The organism is Planococcus sp. SE5232, assembly GCF_050686535.1.
Classification (GTDB): Bacteria; Bacillota; Bacilli; order Bacillales_A; family Planococcaceae; genus Planococcus.
This window is the reverse complement of sequence record NZ_JBOGCP010000001.1, coordinates 1,572,998-1,589,183: the sequence shown is the minus strand read 5'-3', so window position 1 is coordinate 1,589,183 and position 16,186 is coordinate 1,572,998. Positions and strand designations below refer to the sequence as shown.

Genomic DNA, 16,186 nt, shown 5'->3' with positions numbered 1-16,186 from the left:
TTCCGTTCGGCTCTCGACATGTTATTCGGACTTAAATCCTTTTAATTTATCGCCGATTACATCACTGATGGAGAAACCAGTAGACTCTTCAGGCATATCATAATTTGAGAAATCCTGTTCGCTTTCTTTTTCCTGCAGTTCCTTGATGCTGAGCGACAGGCGTTTATCAGCTTTATTGACTTCCAGCACTTTAACTTGAACTTCTTCGCCTTCCGTCAACACTTCGTTCGGTGTTGCGATATGCTTGTGTGCAATTTGAGAAATGTGGACCAGCCCTTCAACTCCAGGCAGAACTTCCACAAATGCTCCATAGCTGACAAGGCGTTTGACCGTACCGGTATGGACTGAACCTTTTGGCGCTTTTTCGTCAATGGAATCCCACGGCCCAGGAAGAGTATCCTTGATGGACAGTGAAATGCGCTCCGAATCACGGTCGACTGAAAGCACTTTAACTGTAACTTCCTGGCCTTCCGTCACTACGTCAGAAACTTTTTCCACATGTTCATGCGACAATTGGGAGATATGGACCAAGCCGTCTACTCCGCCTATATCGACAAATGCACCAAAAGAAGCAATGCGCTGCACCTTCCCTTTCAGCTCATCTCCGGCATGGATCTGTTCCATCACCTGTTCTTTCTGCGACTCTTTTTCCTTCTCGATGACTGCCCGATGGGAAAGGATCAGACGATTATTTTCTTTTTCCATTTCGACGATTTTAAAGGTCAATGTCTTTCCTTTATAATCCTCAAAAGACTCAACAAAGTAATCTTCCACTAAGGAAGCGGGAACAAATCCGCGCACGCCCAGGTCAACTACCAGACCGCCTTTTACGACGTCTTTTACTTCAGCTTCTATAATCTCGCCCGATTCGAATTTTTTCTCCAATTCATCCCATGCCTGTTCGGCATCGACTTTGCGTTTGGATAAAACAAAATTCTCATCTTCCACTTTCGTTATGATCAGATTCAGTTCGTCACCGACTTCAACGGAATCCGATGCCTTTTCGATATGAAGGCTTGATAACTCACTAATAGGTATGATGCCGTCAAAAGGCGCCCCTTCAATTGTTACGGTTACTGCTTTTTCTTCTATTTTTGCCACTATCCCTTTTACGCGATCTCCTGTTTGGAAGTCACGGTTTTCCATCATGTTCGTTTCCTCTGACATAAGTAGCCCTCCTTCACAAACTATCCACCTTCTATTTTATTCGAATTCTCTAATAAAAACAAAAATTATCACTTATTGTCGGCATACTCATCCAAAATCTTCTGTATACTGCCCATAATGGCTTCGGTCACTTCATCAACTGAAGCTTTCCGCTCGCGGAACGGGTCCATCCGGATCGGTTCTCCGTATACGACTCTGACCTTGCGGAATGCTTTATAAGGCCCGATAATCGCACAGGGCATTACGTCTGCATTGCCGCGGAGCGCGAAAAATCCAGCGCCGCTCAGCCCTTTTTTCAATACGCCATCCGTTGAACGGGTGCCTTCAGGAAATAGCCCTACAACTTCACCGCTTTTCAAAATCTTCAGCGCTGTACGGAGAGCTTCACGATCACTCATCCCCCGTTTGACCGGGAAAGCGTTCACCTTCGGAAGAATCGGCCCCAGAATAGGAGCCTTGAAGAGTTCTTCTTTTGCCATGAAATGCACAGTTCTTGGAGCCGTCATTCCGACAACGGGCGGGTCGAGCGCATGGATATGGTTGGAACATAGGAGAATACCGCCTTCTTTAGGGAAATTCTCAGCTCCGATCACTTCAAAACGATAGAAAGGACTTAATACGGTTTTTACCAGGCCTTTGCCAACTGCATATAAATTCACTTTACCCCAACCTCTCTTCAGCCAGTTTCAATATTTCCTGCGCCGCCTGATCAATCGTCAGAGCGGTTGTATCGAGATAGATTGCGTCTGCCGCCTGGCGCAGCGGTGCCACTTCGCGTTCGCTGTCCATTTTATCCCTTTTGGCAATTTCAGCTTGCAGATCTTCAAGGGGCGTCAAAATGTCCCTTTTCTTGTTTTCCTCGAACCTTCTTCTTGCACGTTCCTCGACAGATGCCGACATGAACACTTTCAATGCTGCTTCCGGTAGAACATGGGTCCCGATATCCCGGCCATCCATGACCACTCCCCGCCCTTCAGCCAATTGCTGTTGCAGTTCAACCATCCGCAGGCGGACCAGTTCATGGGCAGCCATTTCAGAAACAGCTTTCGTTACGTGCTGGGAACGGATCGCTTCTGTTACATCTTTTTTATCTAGGAATACCAATTGGCCATCTTCTGTCGGCTGCAGGTCGATTTCTGTTTTCGATAATAATTTGCCGGCCTCTTCGTTACTGGCCATATTGATTCCTTCTGTAAGAGCTTTTAATGTAATAGCACGGTACATAGCACCGGTATCGATGTAAACATAGCCTAATTTCTCTGCCACAATTTTCGCTATTGTGCTTTTGCCTGCAGCAGCTGGCCCATCAATCGCTATTTGTATCGGTTTCGTCAAAATAGTCACCTCATCCTATGTATTCATCATATTTTAACATAAAAAAAAAGTCTTCATGTATAAGACTTTTTCTTTGGAAATTCATTTTAGCTCGCCTGATTGCGCTGACGAATTATGGTCATGGTAATGCGTCAGGGAAAGTTGGTGGGCCTGTTTGACTTTTCGGAGGCCGAACCACCAGAGGAACAGCATGAACGGAATGGCTCCATACATGATGTTGTCATAAACGTACAGGCTGGTGTTATAAGCCAAATGAAGAATCACAGAACTTATAAACGCCCAACCGATCCAACGCCAGCGTTTGCTGCTTCTGGTGAACTTCGCCTTGCCGAAATAATAGCCCATGACAACTCCGAACAATGCATGGCTCGATACCGGGAGAAATGCCCGCATAAAAGCGGTCTGAAGCCCGAACTCCAGCAAGTATAAAATGTTTTCGACTGTTGCGAATCCCAAAGAAACACTGGCTCCATAGAGAATTCCATCATAGGGATCTTCAAAATCGACGTGGCGATAGACCGCAATCAATAAAACCAGCCATTTGAAAAACTCTTCAATTACACTGGAAAACAGGATATTCTGGGTAAAATCATTGGTAAAGACGCCTTCAGCATTAAATACGTATTGGACAAAAAGTATCGGGAACGTCAGAACAGCTCCATATAAAAAACTTTGAAACAGCAGCTTCGACGGTTCACTTGCAAATTGATCGCGCAAATACAAATAACTGAAAAGCGCTAGACTTGGGGCTATTGCTACAGTTAGTAAGATGATCATACGCGTACCCCTTTGTTTGGATTACATTTAGTGTACCATGTTTTGCAACATCATTTTCACCTTGACTGGATAGTTTTTCCCAATTGGTTATCGGTTAAAAACATCTGCCTGTACCTCGCTTTTAGCTGACAATAATACCGCAAGCTTAATGCGTGCTTTTTTGCTGTCGTAGTCACTTCCCAAAATAACGCCGCGCGTCAGCAGGTCATGCGCGCTTCCTGGATAGCTGTATGCCGGATAGGCATTTCCTTCTTCAGCGCCAGTCGTCAAAACCACCGGAATCCCCTGCCTGACTGCATGGTCGATCGCCTCCACCATATGAGGAGACACTTGCCCTCTGCCGGCCGCTTCCAGAACAATGCCTTCAGAAGGCCCGGCAACCAGCATATCGATTAAATAGCCATCCTGACCTGAGTGGCATTTGATGATATCCACCCGCGGCAATGGTCCATGGACCTCGTGAACTTCATGCATCACCGGCTTCTGATAGACCCTCACTGTATCGTTGTCAATGATGCCAAGATAACCATGCCCAAACGAATCAAAGCCCTGCAGATTGCTGGAATGGACTTTCTTAACATATTTGGCACTGTATATCCGCTCATTGAATACGACAACAGCTCCTATCCCTCTTAGACTGTGGTCCACCGCCACATAAATGGAGTTGCGGAGGTTGGAGTAGACGTCGGTTCCAACTTCCTCAGGAGAACGCTGTGAGCCTGTGATGACCACAGTCCGTTCATCGTCAATTGTCAAATCCAAAAAATAAGAGGTTTCCTCTAAAGTATCCGTGCCATGTGTCACAACGACCCCTTCAACTTCGGGATCCTGCAGTTCTTTAAGGACTGCTTCTCTTACTGTCAACATCTCATCGAAGCCGATATGCATGCTCGGCAACTGGAATACGTCGATTACTTTAACTTCAATTTCTTCCGGCAGCTGGCATAGCTCAGCTAATTCTTTTCCTGAAATCGCACCGGATTTTAAAAGCCCGTTAGAAATCTCCCTGCTGGCAATTGTCCCCCCTGTGGTAATCAATGATACTTTTTTCTTCATACTCCAACTTCCTTTCTTGTTCCAGTTATTCGCCCATAATTTTCAGGACCATAAAAAAGAAAGCACAATCAAGCTGTGCTTTCTTTTTTTGCAATAGCTTCCGCAATTTGCTGTCCATGAAAGCGTCCATTTTCAATAAAGATTTCATTGGCATTATTGCCTGCCGCGATGACTCCAGCAATGTACAGATTTTCCACGTCGGTCTCCATCGAGTTTTCATCGAAGCTTGGGCGCCCGGAAACCGGATCGATGGAAATGCCCATCGATCTTAGGAATTGATGATCGGGATGATAGCCGATCATCGCAAAAACGAATTGATTGGGAATCGTTTCTTTTTGATCATTGACGGTCAACTCCACACTGCTGTCCGTAATTTTGTCGACCATCGAGTCGAACAGCATCGTAATTTCCCCTTTTCGTACCAAACCATCAAATTCCGGCAGAATCCAGGGCTTAATGCTTTTCGAGTAGCTGGTGCCATGATAGGAAACCGTTACTCGGCTTCCAGCCTTGTGCAAAGCAAGGGCTGCATCAACAGCGGAGTTTTTCCCTCCGATAATCAAAACATCCTGATCAAAATATGGATGGCCCTCCTTAAAGTAATGCATCACTTTAGGAAGATCTGCACCTTCCACTTCAAGTTCATTGGGTTGATCATAATAGCCGGTGGCAGCAATTACATACTTTGCCTGGTATTGGCCTTTTGAAGTGGCCACGGTAAACAAGCCGTCTTTTTCCACCTGTTCCACCGTCTCAAACGAACGCACTTTGATACCGCTCCGCTTAACGACTTCCCGGTAATAGACCAGCGCCTGATTGCGTTTGGGTTTACTTCCTTCGATGATGAATGGCACATCCCCAATCGATAATTTTTCACTTGTACTAAAAAAGGTTTGATGGGTTGGGTAATTGAAAATGGCATTGACGATATTGCCTTTTTCGATGACTAGCGGCTGAAGGCCGTTTTTTTTCAATTCAATGGCGGCCGATAAGCCGCACGGCCCGCCTCCGATAATTAGGGCATCTACATATTCCATATCTGAACATCTCCTGTATTTAATCCTTTTCTAAGCATAATGGATGCAGCTGGTTTGTGACAAACTTTTATTCGGACATCTCTACTTTAGGCTTAACAGTCAATAGATGATATTCCGCTTGTGCACCTAGCCGCAGATGCAAAGTCGTCGTTCCGAAGCCGTTGCTGATTAACTCAACCCGGTCCTTCTTCATCTTCATAGAACCATTCCTGAACAAACCAAATGGTCCGATACGTATTTGCCCACCGTGGGTATGGCCGGCAAGCAGCAGATCCGCTGAATATTCCCCTTTGATTTTCCAGAAATCAAAAGGGGTATGCGAAACAAACAGGACCGTGTCCTGATCACTAATATCTTTGAAAGCATTTTCCAACCCCTCAGGTTTATAGGCAAAATGGTCAAATCCAACCAGCTTCAACCGGTCGTTGCCGAACAGTGTCATCGATCGGTCATCCAGTACATTCACTCCATAATGATCGAAAATTTTTCTGAGCGAAGTTTCGTCGACTTCCCGATCGTTATTGCCCCAAACAAAGTAAACGGGAGCACGGGCTGTCAAGGTTTTTATGTTTTCAGCAACCCGCTCCAGTGGAACACCTTTCTCCACCAAGTCGCCACCGATTATGATGATATCTATCGGGAAATCGATTATGTCGGATTGAATGACTCTCCGGTGGACGTCGGCGATAAAAAGGAGTTTAAACGGCTCAAAAGGTTTGACGGCACGCAATTCAACTGTTTTTTTCACAAGTTTTTCCGAAAAAGCATTTCGGACCATAAAAAGAAGCAGCGCCAAAGCTGCCAGAACTATACGAATCAAATATTTCATGTCGGGCTTCCTTCCAAAAAGAAGAAAAAACATAAGCGTGGCTTATGTTTTTTCTTCTTATTCTGCTATTAATCTTCTGCGATGTCCAATACACGGAAACCGGATTTTTCCAGTTCTTTCACAAAACGATTGACATTATCCTTCTTTTTAATCTTCAGGACAATGCGACGTACCATTTTATTGGTCTCATCAAAAGTGACGAGGGAAATGACAGATTCCTTGTATTTTTCAATGATTTCTCCAAGTCGGCCAATCCGGCCTTCCGATTCCACCGATGTAAATGTAATGCGGTAACCTGGTTTGTTCATCCCAAAAGCACTTTGCAATTGGTTGACGATGTCGAAACGAGTCACGATCCCTAAAAATTGCTGGTCTTCAACTACTGCAATAATTGGGAAATCATTCAATTCAACCAGCGCTTTTTCATACACATCATTGATATTCAGATAAACATCTTCATTAACGATTACGTCGCTAACTTTAGTTGTGCTATTGAACTCTTCTTTCGTTTTTCCAGAATAGAAAAAGGCACGGTATGCATGATACCAAGTGAAAATCCCTTTGTACTCTGTTCCTTCAACTACCGGCAAAGCATCGATTGAATACTTTTCCAATAGATCGAAACCTACTTGTACGGAGTCATTTAACTTTACTGTATGGCATTTTTCTCGTTTAACCATTGCACTTTTAACAAACATCTGCTCGCCTCACTCTCTATTCTCTACTCATTATTCCCTATCCGGCTGCTTTTAATCAACCGACTGCTTAAGGTAAAATCAAGGTTTGGCCAGGGCTGATACTGTTCGAACTCAACCCATTAGCCTGTTTGATTTTTTCCACTGCTGCAGCCGCTCCTGCTGCCCCGTAATTATTGACAGCGATTCGATACAAGGTTTCGCTGGATTGAACAACATAGGTTTTACCGTTTGCACTAGGAGCTTCCTCTTCTTTATCAGCTTCAGCTTTTGCTTTCGCCTCTGCTTCTTTCTTTGCCTGGGCTTCTGCTACGGCTTTCGCTTCAGCATCGGCTTTCGCTTTGGCTTCAGCGTTTGCCTGAGCTTCCGCTTCTGCAGCTTTCGCCTTCGCTTCAGCATCGGCTTTCGCGGCAGCTTCCTCTTTGGCCTTTTCTTCTGCTTTTGCGGCAGCATCAGCCTCTTCTTTTTCAGCCGCTTTTGCAGCTGCTGCTTCTTTTTCTGCAGCAGCCTTGTCTTTTTTAGCTTGCTCTTCTTCAGCTTTCTCTTTCTCTTCATCTGCAGCAGCGATAGAAGCAGCCGACGGTTGGGTATTCATCTCAAAGCTTACTTCATTTTCTGCGGGTTTAGCTGTCAGTGTATCGTCGGGTTCGAATAAGAAAGCCACATAAATCAGCAAAGAAACCGGAATTAATATAAAGATAAAAAATAATGCAGGCATCAAGAGGCTTTTGCTTTTTTTGGCCTTAGGCTTTTGTGCCTGCCGTTGAGCTGCTCTCGACAATGCCGAATTTTTGTCCACCGATATTTCCTGTCGATTCTTCTCAATCGACTCATGATAACTATTATTCCCCATACGTGACTACCCCTATCTGTACTAATATATCTATTATGACGAAAAAAGGCTCATTTGTAAATGTTAGTTAATGAGATTCTTATATAGGTAATATTACACGTAAACGGTCTTGCCATTCAAGGGGTATTTGCTTTTCTTTTGAATCTGAATAAGCTTCAAAGGCAGTGTAATCAATTCCATCATTCACACAACAATTAATCGGTTTGTCTAAGAGCTCCTGATCAAAGCATTCGATAATATAGCTGCGCAGGCAGTCTTCATGGAATAGAAACTCACGAATTTTCGCAGCTTGCTGCCTCTTTCCGCTTCTCAGGAGTTCCATTTGCCTGATGACGCCTTCCAAAGGCAATTTGGTGATCCAATAAGAGAGTACGCGAAACGCAGTTTCCCGGACAATCCCCTGATCGAGTAAGTACGTCGCCGCACTGCCCTCGCGGTATACCGCTTCGATTTCATGCTGATTCGGCAAATCGTCCATGACCAGGCTTTCAAGCAATGCTTCATCACCTTGCGCATAAAGCAGCGTAGCCAAAGCTGGTTGGCCATCTCTTCCGGCTCTTCCCACTTCCTGGACATATCCTTCTATGGAAGTCGGCAATTGAAAATGGATGACATGGCGAATATTCGGGATATGGACCCCCATCCCGAAAGCATTCGTAGAGCAGATCCATTGCAGTTCACCGTTCTGGAATTGCTGTTGGACAAAAATCCGATCCTGATGCTCCATTCCTCCATGATAAAAAGCAGAGGAAATACCTTGTTCTGTTAAAAGCATCGACAGTTCTTGGGACTTTTTTCTAGTGCCTGCATAAATAATTCCGGGACCATTGAATTTCCGAATAAAACCCTTCAGAAAATCCAGCTTTTCACGGCCATCTTCAAACTTTTTTATATCGTAGACAATATTTTTCCTGTCCATGGGATGGCAGTAAATATAAGGTTGTTTCAATTCAAGGTATTTCTTTATTTCTTCCGTAACTTTTTCCGTAGCTGTCGCAGTCAATGCCAATACTTGGGGGAATTTCAAAGTGGGCAGTATTTCTGAAATTCGCAGGTAATCCGGTCTGAAGTCAAAACCCCATTGTGAGATGCAATGGGCCTCATCGGCTACCAGCAAGGAAATCCGAAGCTGTTGCAGCTGTCTTTTAACAAAAGGCTGAACCAGCATCTCCGGTGATATGAAAATAAACTTATAAGAGCTCAGGCTGTTCCAGATTTTCTCTTTATCTTCCGGCTTTAAAAATGAGTTGATGGCGACAACTGATTTCTCACCCATTTTTTTCAGTTGGGCGACTTGATCTTGCATCAGCGACAGCAATGGAGATACGATCAAGACACTGCCCGACAAAAGTTTTGCAGGCAGCTGGTAACAGATTGATTTCCCCATTCCAGTCGGCAACAAGGCGATGACATCATCGCCGGCCAATACCCGCTCAATGATTTCCCGCTGACCTGGCCGGAATGAAGAGAAACCATAGGTGGAATATAATAAGTCATCCAGAGTCATCCTTGTTCCTCCCTAATCGCCAGAGCCAGACGTATTTGAAAATAGCTCGCCTCCGGTAAATGTTCTTTGATTTCACGCAATCTTTTTGTTTTCTGACGTCGGCTTTCGGCAATGATCGCCTCAAATAAGGCAGCATCTACGAACGGTGCATAATTGAAATATGGATCATTCATAGCCAACTCCACGAAATGGTCTTCGATGGTACTGGATTTCAATTTGCGAAGAGAAGCGATCTGTTCCAAAGAAAAGCCCCTCTCAAACAGTTTTTCTGTGCGTTGTGCAGACTCGGTTAACGAAGACTGCTGAATGATGCCTTCCATAAGTCCGGTCAAGAGCGGTGGCTTGGAACGTTCAATCACCGCCATCCAACCATGCAGTGTTTCTACAGCCATCAATTGGACATCCATGACGGACAGGTTTTTGGAAGCTGCAATTTGCTGCCACGTCATGCCGCTCAATCCGAGTCCGGATAAACGTTCCATGACGATCATTTTATGTGTTTCAGATACAGCCGTATCGGTTAATGTAATTACAAGTTCTTCTTTAAAGCGTTGAGCCACTGTCAAATCACGAAAGCGGATCCGGTTTAGATAGATTTTTACCCAGTTTTGTATTTCTTCGTTGCTGACAATTGGATCAAAGACATTTGCCTGTTGGCTGAAATGGGAGAAAGTTTGAACAATTAGTGACAAGCGGCTAAAGAAAAGATTTTCATTGCCCCTGTATTTCCAACCGTTCAATGGCGAAGCTTCAATATCCAAGTCCAACGCTTTTTCGGACAGATCGACCACTTGATCATTGGCCAATAAATAACCTTGTAAAAACAAGCTCTGAACCGCTCCGTCATAGGCTTTCTTATCTAGTTTTGGCAGCACACCGAAATAAGGATAAAGACCGAAATAGCCGATATCCTGTATCGTTTGCCCAGACTTCTTTCCTTTTATCAAATGATAAGGAGAAGAGATGGTCCGCTGCCGATTAACGGCCTTCATAATGGCCAAAATGAGTTCGGTAAATAACAAGCTTGCGCCCCCTAGCGGTTTTGGGTTGAAAAACTCCTCAAACACCTTTAGAATAAATACGATAGCATAACTGAACTTGTTCGGAGATAAAGGAGAGGAAAACAATATGGCTAAGTATACCATTGTCGACAAGGATACTTGTATCGCTTGTGGTGCTTGTGGTGCTGCTGCACCTGATATTTATGATTACGATGACGAAGGAATCGCTTTTGTTATTTTAGATAATAACATGGGAACAGAACAAGTTCCAGACGAACTCGAGGAAGACATGGAAGATGCATTTGAAGGATGTCCAACAGATTCCATCAAAGTTGCAGATTCATCTTTCGAAGGCGACCCTTTAAAATACGAAGACTGATTCAACTAGAAAAGGCGTTCGGGAGGTTAACCTCCCGAACGCCTTCTTTTTTGATTTTAAAGTAAAGTATTTTTGTTTGTCCAGCTTCAGCGCCCAGCTCTTTGGGTCATGAGTCAACCCAGCTGAATGGCAAAGAGCGCCATCCTGCTGGGTTGCTTTATGCCCGGCAGAGCTACACGGGCGCTTACGCTTTTCTATCTATAGATAAATAATAGGAACGCTGCTTTTCGATCCACGTGTGCATGCTGCTGAACATCAGCAGGACGACGGCAGTCAAGAGCAGGCCTTTGATTAAGTTAAACGGTAAAATCCCCAAAACGATGGTTCCGAACAACACACTGCCTGTTTCAGCTGGCATGTTGAGGAAATACGTGTACATCGGCAGAAAGACCAGGTAATTTAAAATACTCATACCGATCGCCATGGATAATGTACCAACTGCCAATCCGAAAGCCATGCCTTTTTTGGTTGCTACTTTGTGATAAATAAAATAAACCGGCAAAATGAACAGCAGACTTGTCACAAAATTCGCCATGTGCCCAACCGGAACGCCTGTTGGACTTCCTGCAAATAACCAATCCAATGCGTTTTTAAAGAATGCGACTAATATCCCTGCTACCGGGCCCATTGTAACGGCTGCAATCAACGCAGGCACATCACTGAAATCCACTTTCAAAAAAGCAGGTAAAGCGGGTAGCGGAAAGTTGAAAAGCATCAAAATAAAGGAAATACTGCTCAACATTCCAATGACGATCATCGTTTGTAACTTCTTGTTCTTCATATTCCTCTCTCCTTGTCGTGATTCACCAGAAGAAAGGCTTGGACCCAGCATTTACATATAAAAACCCTTAAGCAACAAGCACTTAAGGGAGAAAAGGCACACTTAATAAGCGTTCCGTCTACATGTAAACGACAAACGTCCGCACCTTCACCTTCTCCCATCCAGACTATACTGTCGGCTTTGGAGTCTCACCAAATCCTGCGTTTTACGGCTCGCGGGCTTATGAACAGAGTTCAATTACCGCCGGTAGGGAATTGCACCCTGCCCCGAAGATGAATCGATATTTTGTTATGGCCTAATCTTAGTATAAAAAAGAGGCGTTGTAAACAGATTTGTTTACAACGCCTCTTTTTACTGCACCGGCCAGTCCAGCAGGTTTGGTGCCACTGGAATCGGCAATGGTTGGCTAAAGTCAAATCCATTCCAGATTTCCGGTTTCAAGCCGTTCACTTTCACTTCTTTATCAAAAGCATCAGCCGTCATAACTAGGCTTTCGATCATCCGGACAGCTTCCAACTGGTCCATCGAAATCAGGTCGACTGCACCTTCAAACTCAATCTCTACCAAGTCTGCCGTCTCTGCCACCTGAAACTCCAGGTCTGCCGGAACGGTTGGCTGATAGAAATCGTTCGGGCTGTCTGCAAGTGCTTTCAGTGCTTCACTCACTTCTTCAAACGGCATATCATAGCCAGGCACCAGGTAAATCTGGCCATTTACAGCTGAAAATGAATAATAGGCAATATTGTTTTGGTCTGGAACGAGTGGCTCCACTTGTCCGATTTCAGAAAACTCCGCGGGTGATCCATCCTCATTGACCGTTTCTATTTCAGGTACGTCTGTAAATGTCTCTGAAAGTGTATTGAAATAGACACCGATACTGGCAGATGCCAAGTCATATTGATGGTCCTGAGGCAACATATGACGGATGCCAGAAGCTGTTTTTTCCAACGTTCCGACATAAGGATGATATTCGTCGAATCCTAGTTGTGTTTCATCAATATCATCGGCGTATTCCTTATACAAATCAAGGGAGGAGGGGGCGATACCTTCAAATGCTGCATCAACCTGGTCACTTGGAATCAAGAAAGAGACCGGTATTACGAACGCATTTTCTGTCATTCCAAGTGTCATGAGTACCTGTTCACCGATCGACTCTTCATAAGCTGCTGTCCGTAACGGAACTTCAACCTGTGAAGTTGAAAATGGACCCGGTTCTTCTGTTCCGGATTCTTCATCAGCAGCCATATCAGCAGCCCCTTCTTGTCCATTTTCCTCAGTTACAGCCGTAGACTCCTCTGATTCGCCACTTGAACTTTCTGGATTTTGAGCGGTATCTATTCCGTTTTGGCTGATGATGGAAGCCACCATTATGCCAATGGTGATAAACGCCAATGCCGCTACCAATAATGGAAGCCATCTTTTCGGCCTTTTTTGGACCTTCTCTTTTTGGAGCAGCCGATTATAAACTTCTTCTTTTGTCCGGTCATCTTTTATAGTGGGGAAATCCTTTAACAAATCTTCGATAGTCTCATCGGTCCATTTGCTATTCGGCATTTTCTTCTCCCCCTTCCCTGGCTATTAATTTTTCGCGCAAGGATTTGATTGCGCGGTGCTGTGTGGTCTTTACTTTCCCTTCAGTCCACCCCAGAACATCAGCAGTCTCTGCTATCGACAAATCTTGGAAGAACCGCATGATGATAACCATTTTCTGGTCTCCCGTACAGGTATCCAATGCCTTGTACAGAAGGATTTTATCTTCGTTCAATAAGGATACTTCTTCAGGAATTCGGTCAGACGAAACCAATTGCTGTGTTTCCCAATCAAAAAACTCCATCGAGTGTTTTTTACGTACTGCTGTTTTTCGGAAATGATCAATCGCTACGTTTTTGGCAATCGAAAAAAGCCATGTTTTCTCAGAGCTTTTCCCTTCAAAACGGTCATATGCCCGAAAAACACGGATGTACACTTCGTGCATCAAATCTTCTGAAAGATGCCTGTTTTTCACCAGATAAATCAAGAATTGAAAAACGTCCTGGTGATATTGTTCATACAGCCGATGGAAAACGGAGTCATTCAATATGCTCCCCCCGTTCTTAGGATTAGTCGTCTCTGTCTATAGAAAGTTACATATTCTTCAAAGGAAGTAAAAAGACAAATGAAGTTCCCTGTCCCATTTTACTCTCTGCATAGATTTTGCCTTCATGCGCCTGGATGATATTACTGGCAATTGCCAGCCCAAGTCCAGTTCCGCCTTTGCCGAGTGTTCTGGCCTTATTCGCTTTATAAAAACGTTCAAAGACGAACTCCAGATCTTTTTCTGAAATTCCTACTCCATTATCATTAATGGATATTTTCGCATACTCCTGTTGTTGTTCGACACGAACCACCACTTGCCCTCCTTCGGGTGTATGGCGGATCGCATTATCTATCAGATTGGTCATAACCTGTTCAATTCGATCTTGATCGATTTCAATGGCTGACCAATCGTCGATTGTCGTTTCGAACAATAGCTGGACTCCGTTCTCCTTAGCAATTTGCGAGAATTTAAGTGTCATGCGCTCAATTGCCCCATTCAATTGGACAATTTCTTTGTAAAGCCTCATATGACCGGATTCCATTCGTGCCAAATTCAATAGATCGGTGACTAAACGCCCCATCCGCTGTGATTCTTCATAAATGATTTTGGTCATTTCACGTCTTTCTTCCTCTGTAGCCCCGACATCGTCAAGAATCGCTTCACTATAACCCTGAAGCATGGCTATCGGAGTCCGTAACTCATGGGATACATTGGCAATAAAATCTTCTCTCAGTTTTTCCAAACGGTGCTGCTCCGTCATATTATGCAAAACGGCAACAGCGCCCCGTATGGTTTCACCACTGTATAAGGGGCTGAAATTAATGGCGTAATAAGCACCTTCAATCTCCAGCTCCTCCTCGATCTCCTCTTCAAAGCCGAGTACATGATCGAGCATATGAAGCATTTCCGGCGGCAGTGGCTGAGCTTCAGTTGCGCCCTTTTTAAAGACCCATTGCTGCAATAATTTCTCTGCTGGCGGATTACTCAATAAGATGGTTTTATCCTGATTAAAAGTAATGACTGCATCAGCCATCGATGTCAAAATACTGGATAATTGTTCTTTTTCCTGATTGATCACTTCAACGTGATGCTTTAGTTGACGGCCCATTTGATTGAATGCCGTAGCCAATTGACCGATTTCGTCGCTTGAAGTAGCTCTCACTTTAGTGTCAAAATTGCCTTTCGCCAATTCAAATGCACCTTCCCGCATTTTCCGGAGAGGCGACGTAATTCGGGAAGACAAAAAGAACGCAAAAAACGTCGTCAGCAAAAGAGCGATGAATGCCGACAGAAAAACAATATTAGTGGTCCGTTCTGCAGTGCGGTCCATCACTTCCAATGATTGATAGATAAATACGACCCCATGCTGCTCTTCTCCAGTCTGCAATGGACTTGCCAGGACAATGTAGGACTCCAGACGGTTCTGTTCCGTCAGTGAAGGCAGAAGCATTTCCTTCATCACTGTTTCACTAGTTTCAAATACCTTTTGAAAAGTAGGTTCATTCAATATCTTTTCACGCGTTTCCGCGCCATTTAAGCCATCATGAATATAATAGCTGCTGTCATATGGCTCTTCAGCGATAACCGCATTGGTTTCTGGTCCGATGACATCTTCAATGATCCCCAGCGCACCGGACACTTCTTCGTGGTCGTTGAAAATATTCGCAATCATATTCGCTTCGCTGTTCAACGCTTCTTCCACTGTTTCGCTGTGGTAGTTTCCAAGAAACTCCAAAAGCAGAACTGTCACTATAAAAAGGACAAAGGAAACGAGAAGCAGGATCGTAATCCAGAGCTTCCCGACGACACTATTCCATATTCTATTCATTTCCTACCTCAAACTTATAGCCTACGCCCCAAACGGTGACGATCATCTTCGCTGCAGACTCCGACACGCGGTTCAATTTTTCACGTAAGCGCTTGACATGTGTATCGACAGTCCGCAGATCGCCGAAGAAGTCGTAATGCCAAACTTCTTTCAGCAAATGCTCCCGGTCAAATACCTTATCGGGTGCTTTTGCTAAAAAGTATAGTAATTCGTATTCTTTTGGTGTTAAATTCACTTCTACGCCATCAGCAGTGACCCGGTGTGCGTCATGGTCTATCGTCAGATGGGGAAAGACAACCAAGTCTTTTGAGACTGTTGAATTAGAGATGGGCGAATAGGCGGATGAACGCCGTAATATCGCTTTGACACGCAACACCACTTCTCTTGGACTGAAGGGTTTGACAATATAATCATCCGCTCCGGATTCAAAGCCTTCCACACGGTTGGCTTCTTCGCCTTTTGCGGTAAGCATGATGATCGGTGTCATTTTCGTTTCACGCAATTCCGTAGCAACTTCAATGCCATCTTTTTCAGGCATCATCAGATCGAGCAAAATGCAATGGTAATCTTTTTCCGTCGCCATTTCGAGTGCCTGGACACCATTCTCAGCTTCTTCCACCAAATAACCCTCACGTTCCAGATACATCTTCAGCAATCGCCGAATCCGTTCCTCATCGTCCACTACCAATACCGTAATCTCTTCAGACATGCTAACCCCTCCAACTTTCTTCTGTTATGTATCATTGTACCGATAACTATGTCAAAAATAAAGAAAAGCGCAAGCGCCCGCTAAATCCAGATGCTGAAACACCTGCACTAAATAAAAAGCCTTTTCCGTTTCCGGAAAAGGCCCATTTATTCATC

17 protein-coding genes and 1 riboswitch are annotated in these 16,186 nt (G+C 44.4%); of the genes, 1 reads left to right on the top strand and 16 read right to left on the bottom strand.

Translation table 11 applies throughout. The annotated features are described in order from the left end of the window. Positions 1-21: 21 nt before the first annotated feature. The 11 genes from rpsA to ACRC6Q_RS07405 all read right to left on the bottom strand — a co-directional run bounded on the left by rpsA (position 22) and on the right by ACRC6Q_RS07405 (position 10,278). Positions 22-1,167 carry a 30S ribosomal protein S1 gene (gene rpsA / locus ACRC6Q_RS07455; RefSeq protein WP_223632854.1) on the bottom strand — a complete coding sequence of 382 codons (1,146 nt, stop codon included), beginning with the start codon at positions 1,165-1,167 and terminating at the stop codon, positions 22-24. A 68-nt stretch (positions 1,168-1,235) separates the two neighbouring features. After that, positions 1,236-1,826, bottom strand: coding sequence for a lysophospholipid acyltransferase family protein (locus tag ACRC6Q_RS07450; RefSeq protein WP_223632856.1), 591 nt, complete (start codon positions 1,824-1,826; stop codon positions 1,236-1,238). Between the two features lies 1 nt (position 1,827). After that, on the bottom strand, positions 1,828-2,502 hold the full coding sequence (gene cmk, locus ACRC6Q_RS07445) for a (d)CMP kinase (RefSeq protein WP_223632858.1): 675 nt from the start codon (positions 2,500-2,502) through the stop codon (positions 1,828-1,830). Positions 2,503-2,583: 81 nt separating this feature from the next. Beyond that, complete coding sequence (gene prsW, locus ACRC6Q_RS07440) at positions 2,584-3,279, bottom strand: glutamic-type intramembrane protease PrsW (RefSeq protein WP_223632873.1); 696 nt, start codon at positions 3,277-3,279, stop codon at positions 2,584-2,586. A gap of 87 nt (positions 3,280-3,366) precedes the next feature. After that, positions 3,367-4,335 (bottom strand): asparaginase, encoded by a 969-nt coding sequence (locus tag ACRC6Q_RS07435; RefSeq protein ID WP_223632876.1) that lies wholly within the window; start codon positions 4,333-4,335, stop codon positions 3,367-3,369. A gap of 68 nt (positions 4,336-4,403) precedes the next feature. Further along, positions 4,404-5,372, bottom strand: a complete 969-nt coding sequence (locus ACRC6Q_RS07430; RefSeq protein WP_223632879.1) for a YpdA family putative bacillithiol disulfide reductase — start codon at positions 5,370-5,372, stop codon at positions 4,404-4,406. A gap of 67 nt (positions 5,373-5,439) precedes the next feature. Further along, positions 5,440-6,201, bottom strand: coding sequence for a metallophosphoesterase (locus tag ACRC6Q_RS07425; protein ID WP_431466138.1), 762 nt, complete (start codon positions 6,199-6,201; stop codon positions 5,440-5,442). Between the two features lie 68 nt (positions 6,202-6,269). Further along, entirely contained in the window at positions 6,270-6,899 is a 630-nt protein-coding gene (locus tag ACRC6Q_RS07420; protein ID WP_223632890.1) for a CBS domain-containing protein, read from the bottom strand. Positions 6,900-6,966: 67 nt separating this feature from the next. After that, positions 6,967-7,749 (bottom strand): LysM peptidoglycan-binding domain-containing protein, encoded by a 783-nt coding sequence (locus ACRC6Q_RS07415; protein WP_431466137.1) that lies wholly within the window; start codon positions 7,747-7,749, stop codon positions 6,967-6,969. A gap of 79 nt (positions 7,750-7,828) precedes the next feature. Then, positions 7,829-9,256: a RecQ family ATP-dependent DNA helicase gene (locus tag ACRC6Q_RS07410; RefSeq protein WP_431466136.1), complete on the bottom strand. Its 1,428-nt coding sequence runs from the start codon at positions 9,254-9,256 to the stop codon at positions 7,829-7,831. Next, positions 9,253-10,278: a helix-turn-helix domain-containing protein gene (locus tag ACRC6Q_RS07405; RefSeq protein ID WP_431466135.1), complete on the bottom strand. Its 1,026-nt coding sequence runs from the start codon at positions 10,276-10,278 to the stop codon at positions 9,253-9,255. The genes ACRC6Q_RS07410 and ACRC6Q_RS07405 overlap by 4 nt, the downstream gene beginning before the upstream one ends. A 106-nt stretch (positions 10,279-10,384) precedes the next feature. Between ACRC6Q_RS07405 and ACRC6Q_RS07400 the strand changes: the two genes are divergently transcribed. Beyond that, a complete protein-coding gene (locus ACRC6Q_RS07400; protein ID WP_142826477.1) occupies positions 10,385-10,636 on the top strand; it encodes a ferredoxin in 252 nt (83 codons plus the stop codon). Positions 10,637-10,820: 184 nt separating this feature from the next. Here ACRC6Q_RS07400 and ACRC6Q_RS07395 read toward each other — a convergent pair whose 3' ends face one another. The 5 genes from ACRC6Q_RS07395 to ACRC6Q_RS07375 form a co-directional block, all read right to left on the bottom strand. Then, entirely contained in the window at positions 10,821-11,417 is a 597-nt protein-coding gene (locus ACRC6Q_RS07395; RefSeq protein ID WP_223632902.1) for an ECF transporter S component, read from the bottom strand. A 145-nt stretch (positions 11,418-11,562) separates the two neighbouring features. Further along, positions 11,563-11,695, bottom strand: a riboswitch (FMN riboswitch). A 73-nt stretch (positions 11,696-11,768) separates the two neighbouring features. Then, positions 11,769-12,971, bottom strand: coding sequence for a hypothetical protein (locus ACRC6Q_RS07390; protein ID WP_223632905.1), 1,203 nt, complete (start codon positions 12,969-12,971; stop codon positions 11,769-11,771). Next, positions 12,961-13,494, bottom strand: a complete 534-nt coding sequence (gene sigX, locus ACRC6Q_RS07385; protein ID WP_223632908.1) for an RNA polymerase sigma factor SigX — start codon at positions 13,492-13,494, stop codon at positions 12,961-12,963. Before sigX ends, ACRC6Q_RS07390 begins: the two co-directional genes overlap by 11 nt. Before the next feature lie 46 nt (positions 13,495-13,540). Continuing rightward, positions 13,541-15,322 carry an ATP-binding protein gene (locus ACRC6Q_RS07380; protein ID WP_223632912.1) on the bottom strand — a complete coding sequence of 594 codons (1,782 nt, stop codon included), beginning with the start codon at positions 15,320-15,322 and terminating at the stop codon, positions 13,541-13,543. Continuing rightward, positions 15,315-16,031, bottom strand: coding sequence for a response regulator transcription factor (locus ACRC6Q_RS07375; RefSeq protein ID WP_223632916.1), 717 nt, complete (start codon positions 16,029-16,031; stop codon positions 15,315-15,317). The genes ACRC6Q_RS07380 and ACRC6Q_RS07375 overlap by 8 nt, the downstream gene beginning before the upstream one ends. Between the last annotated feature and the right edge of the window lie 155 nt (positions 16,032-16,186).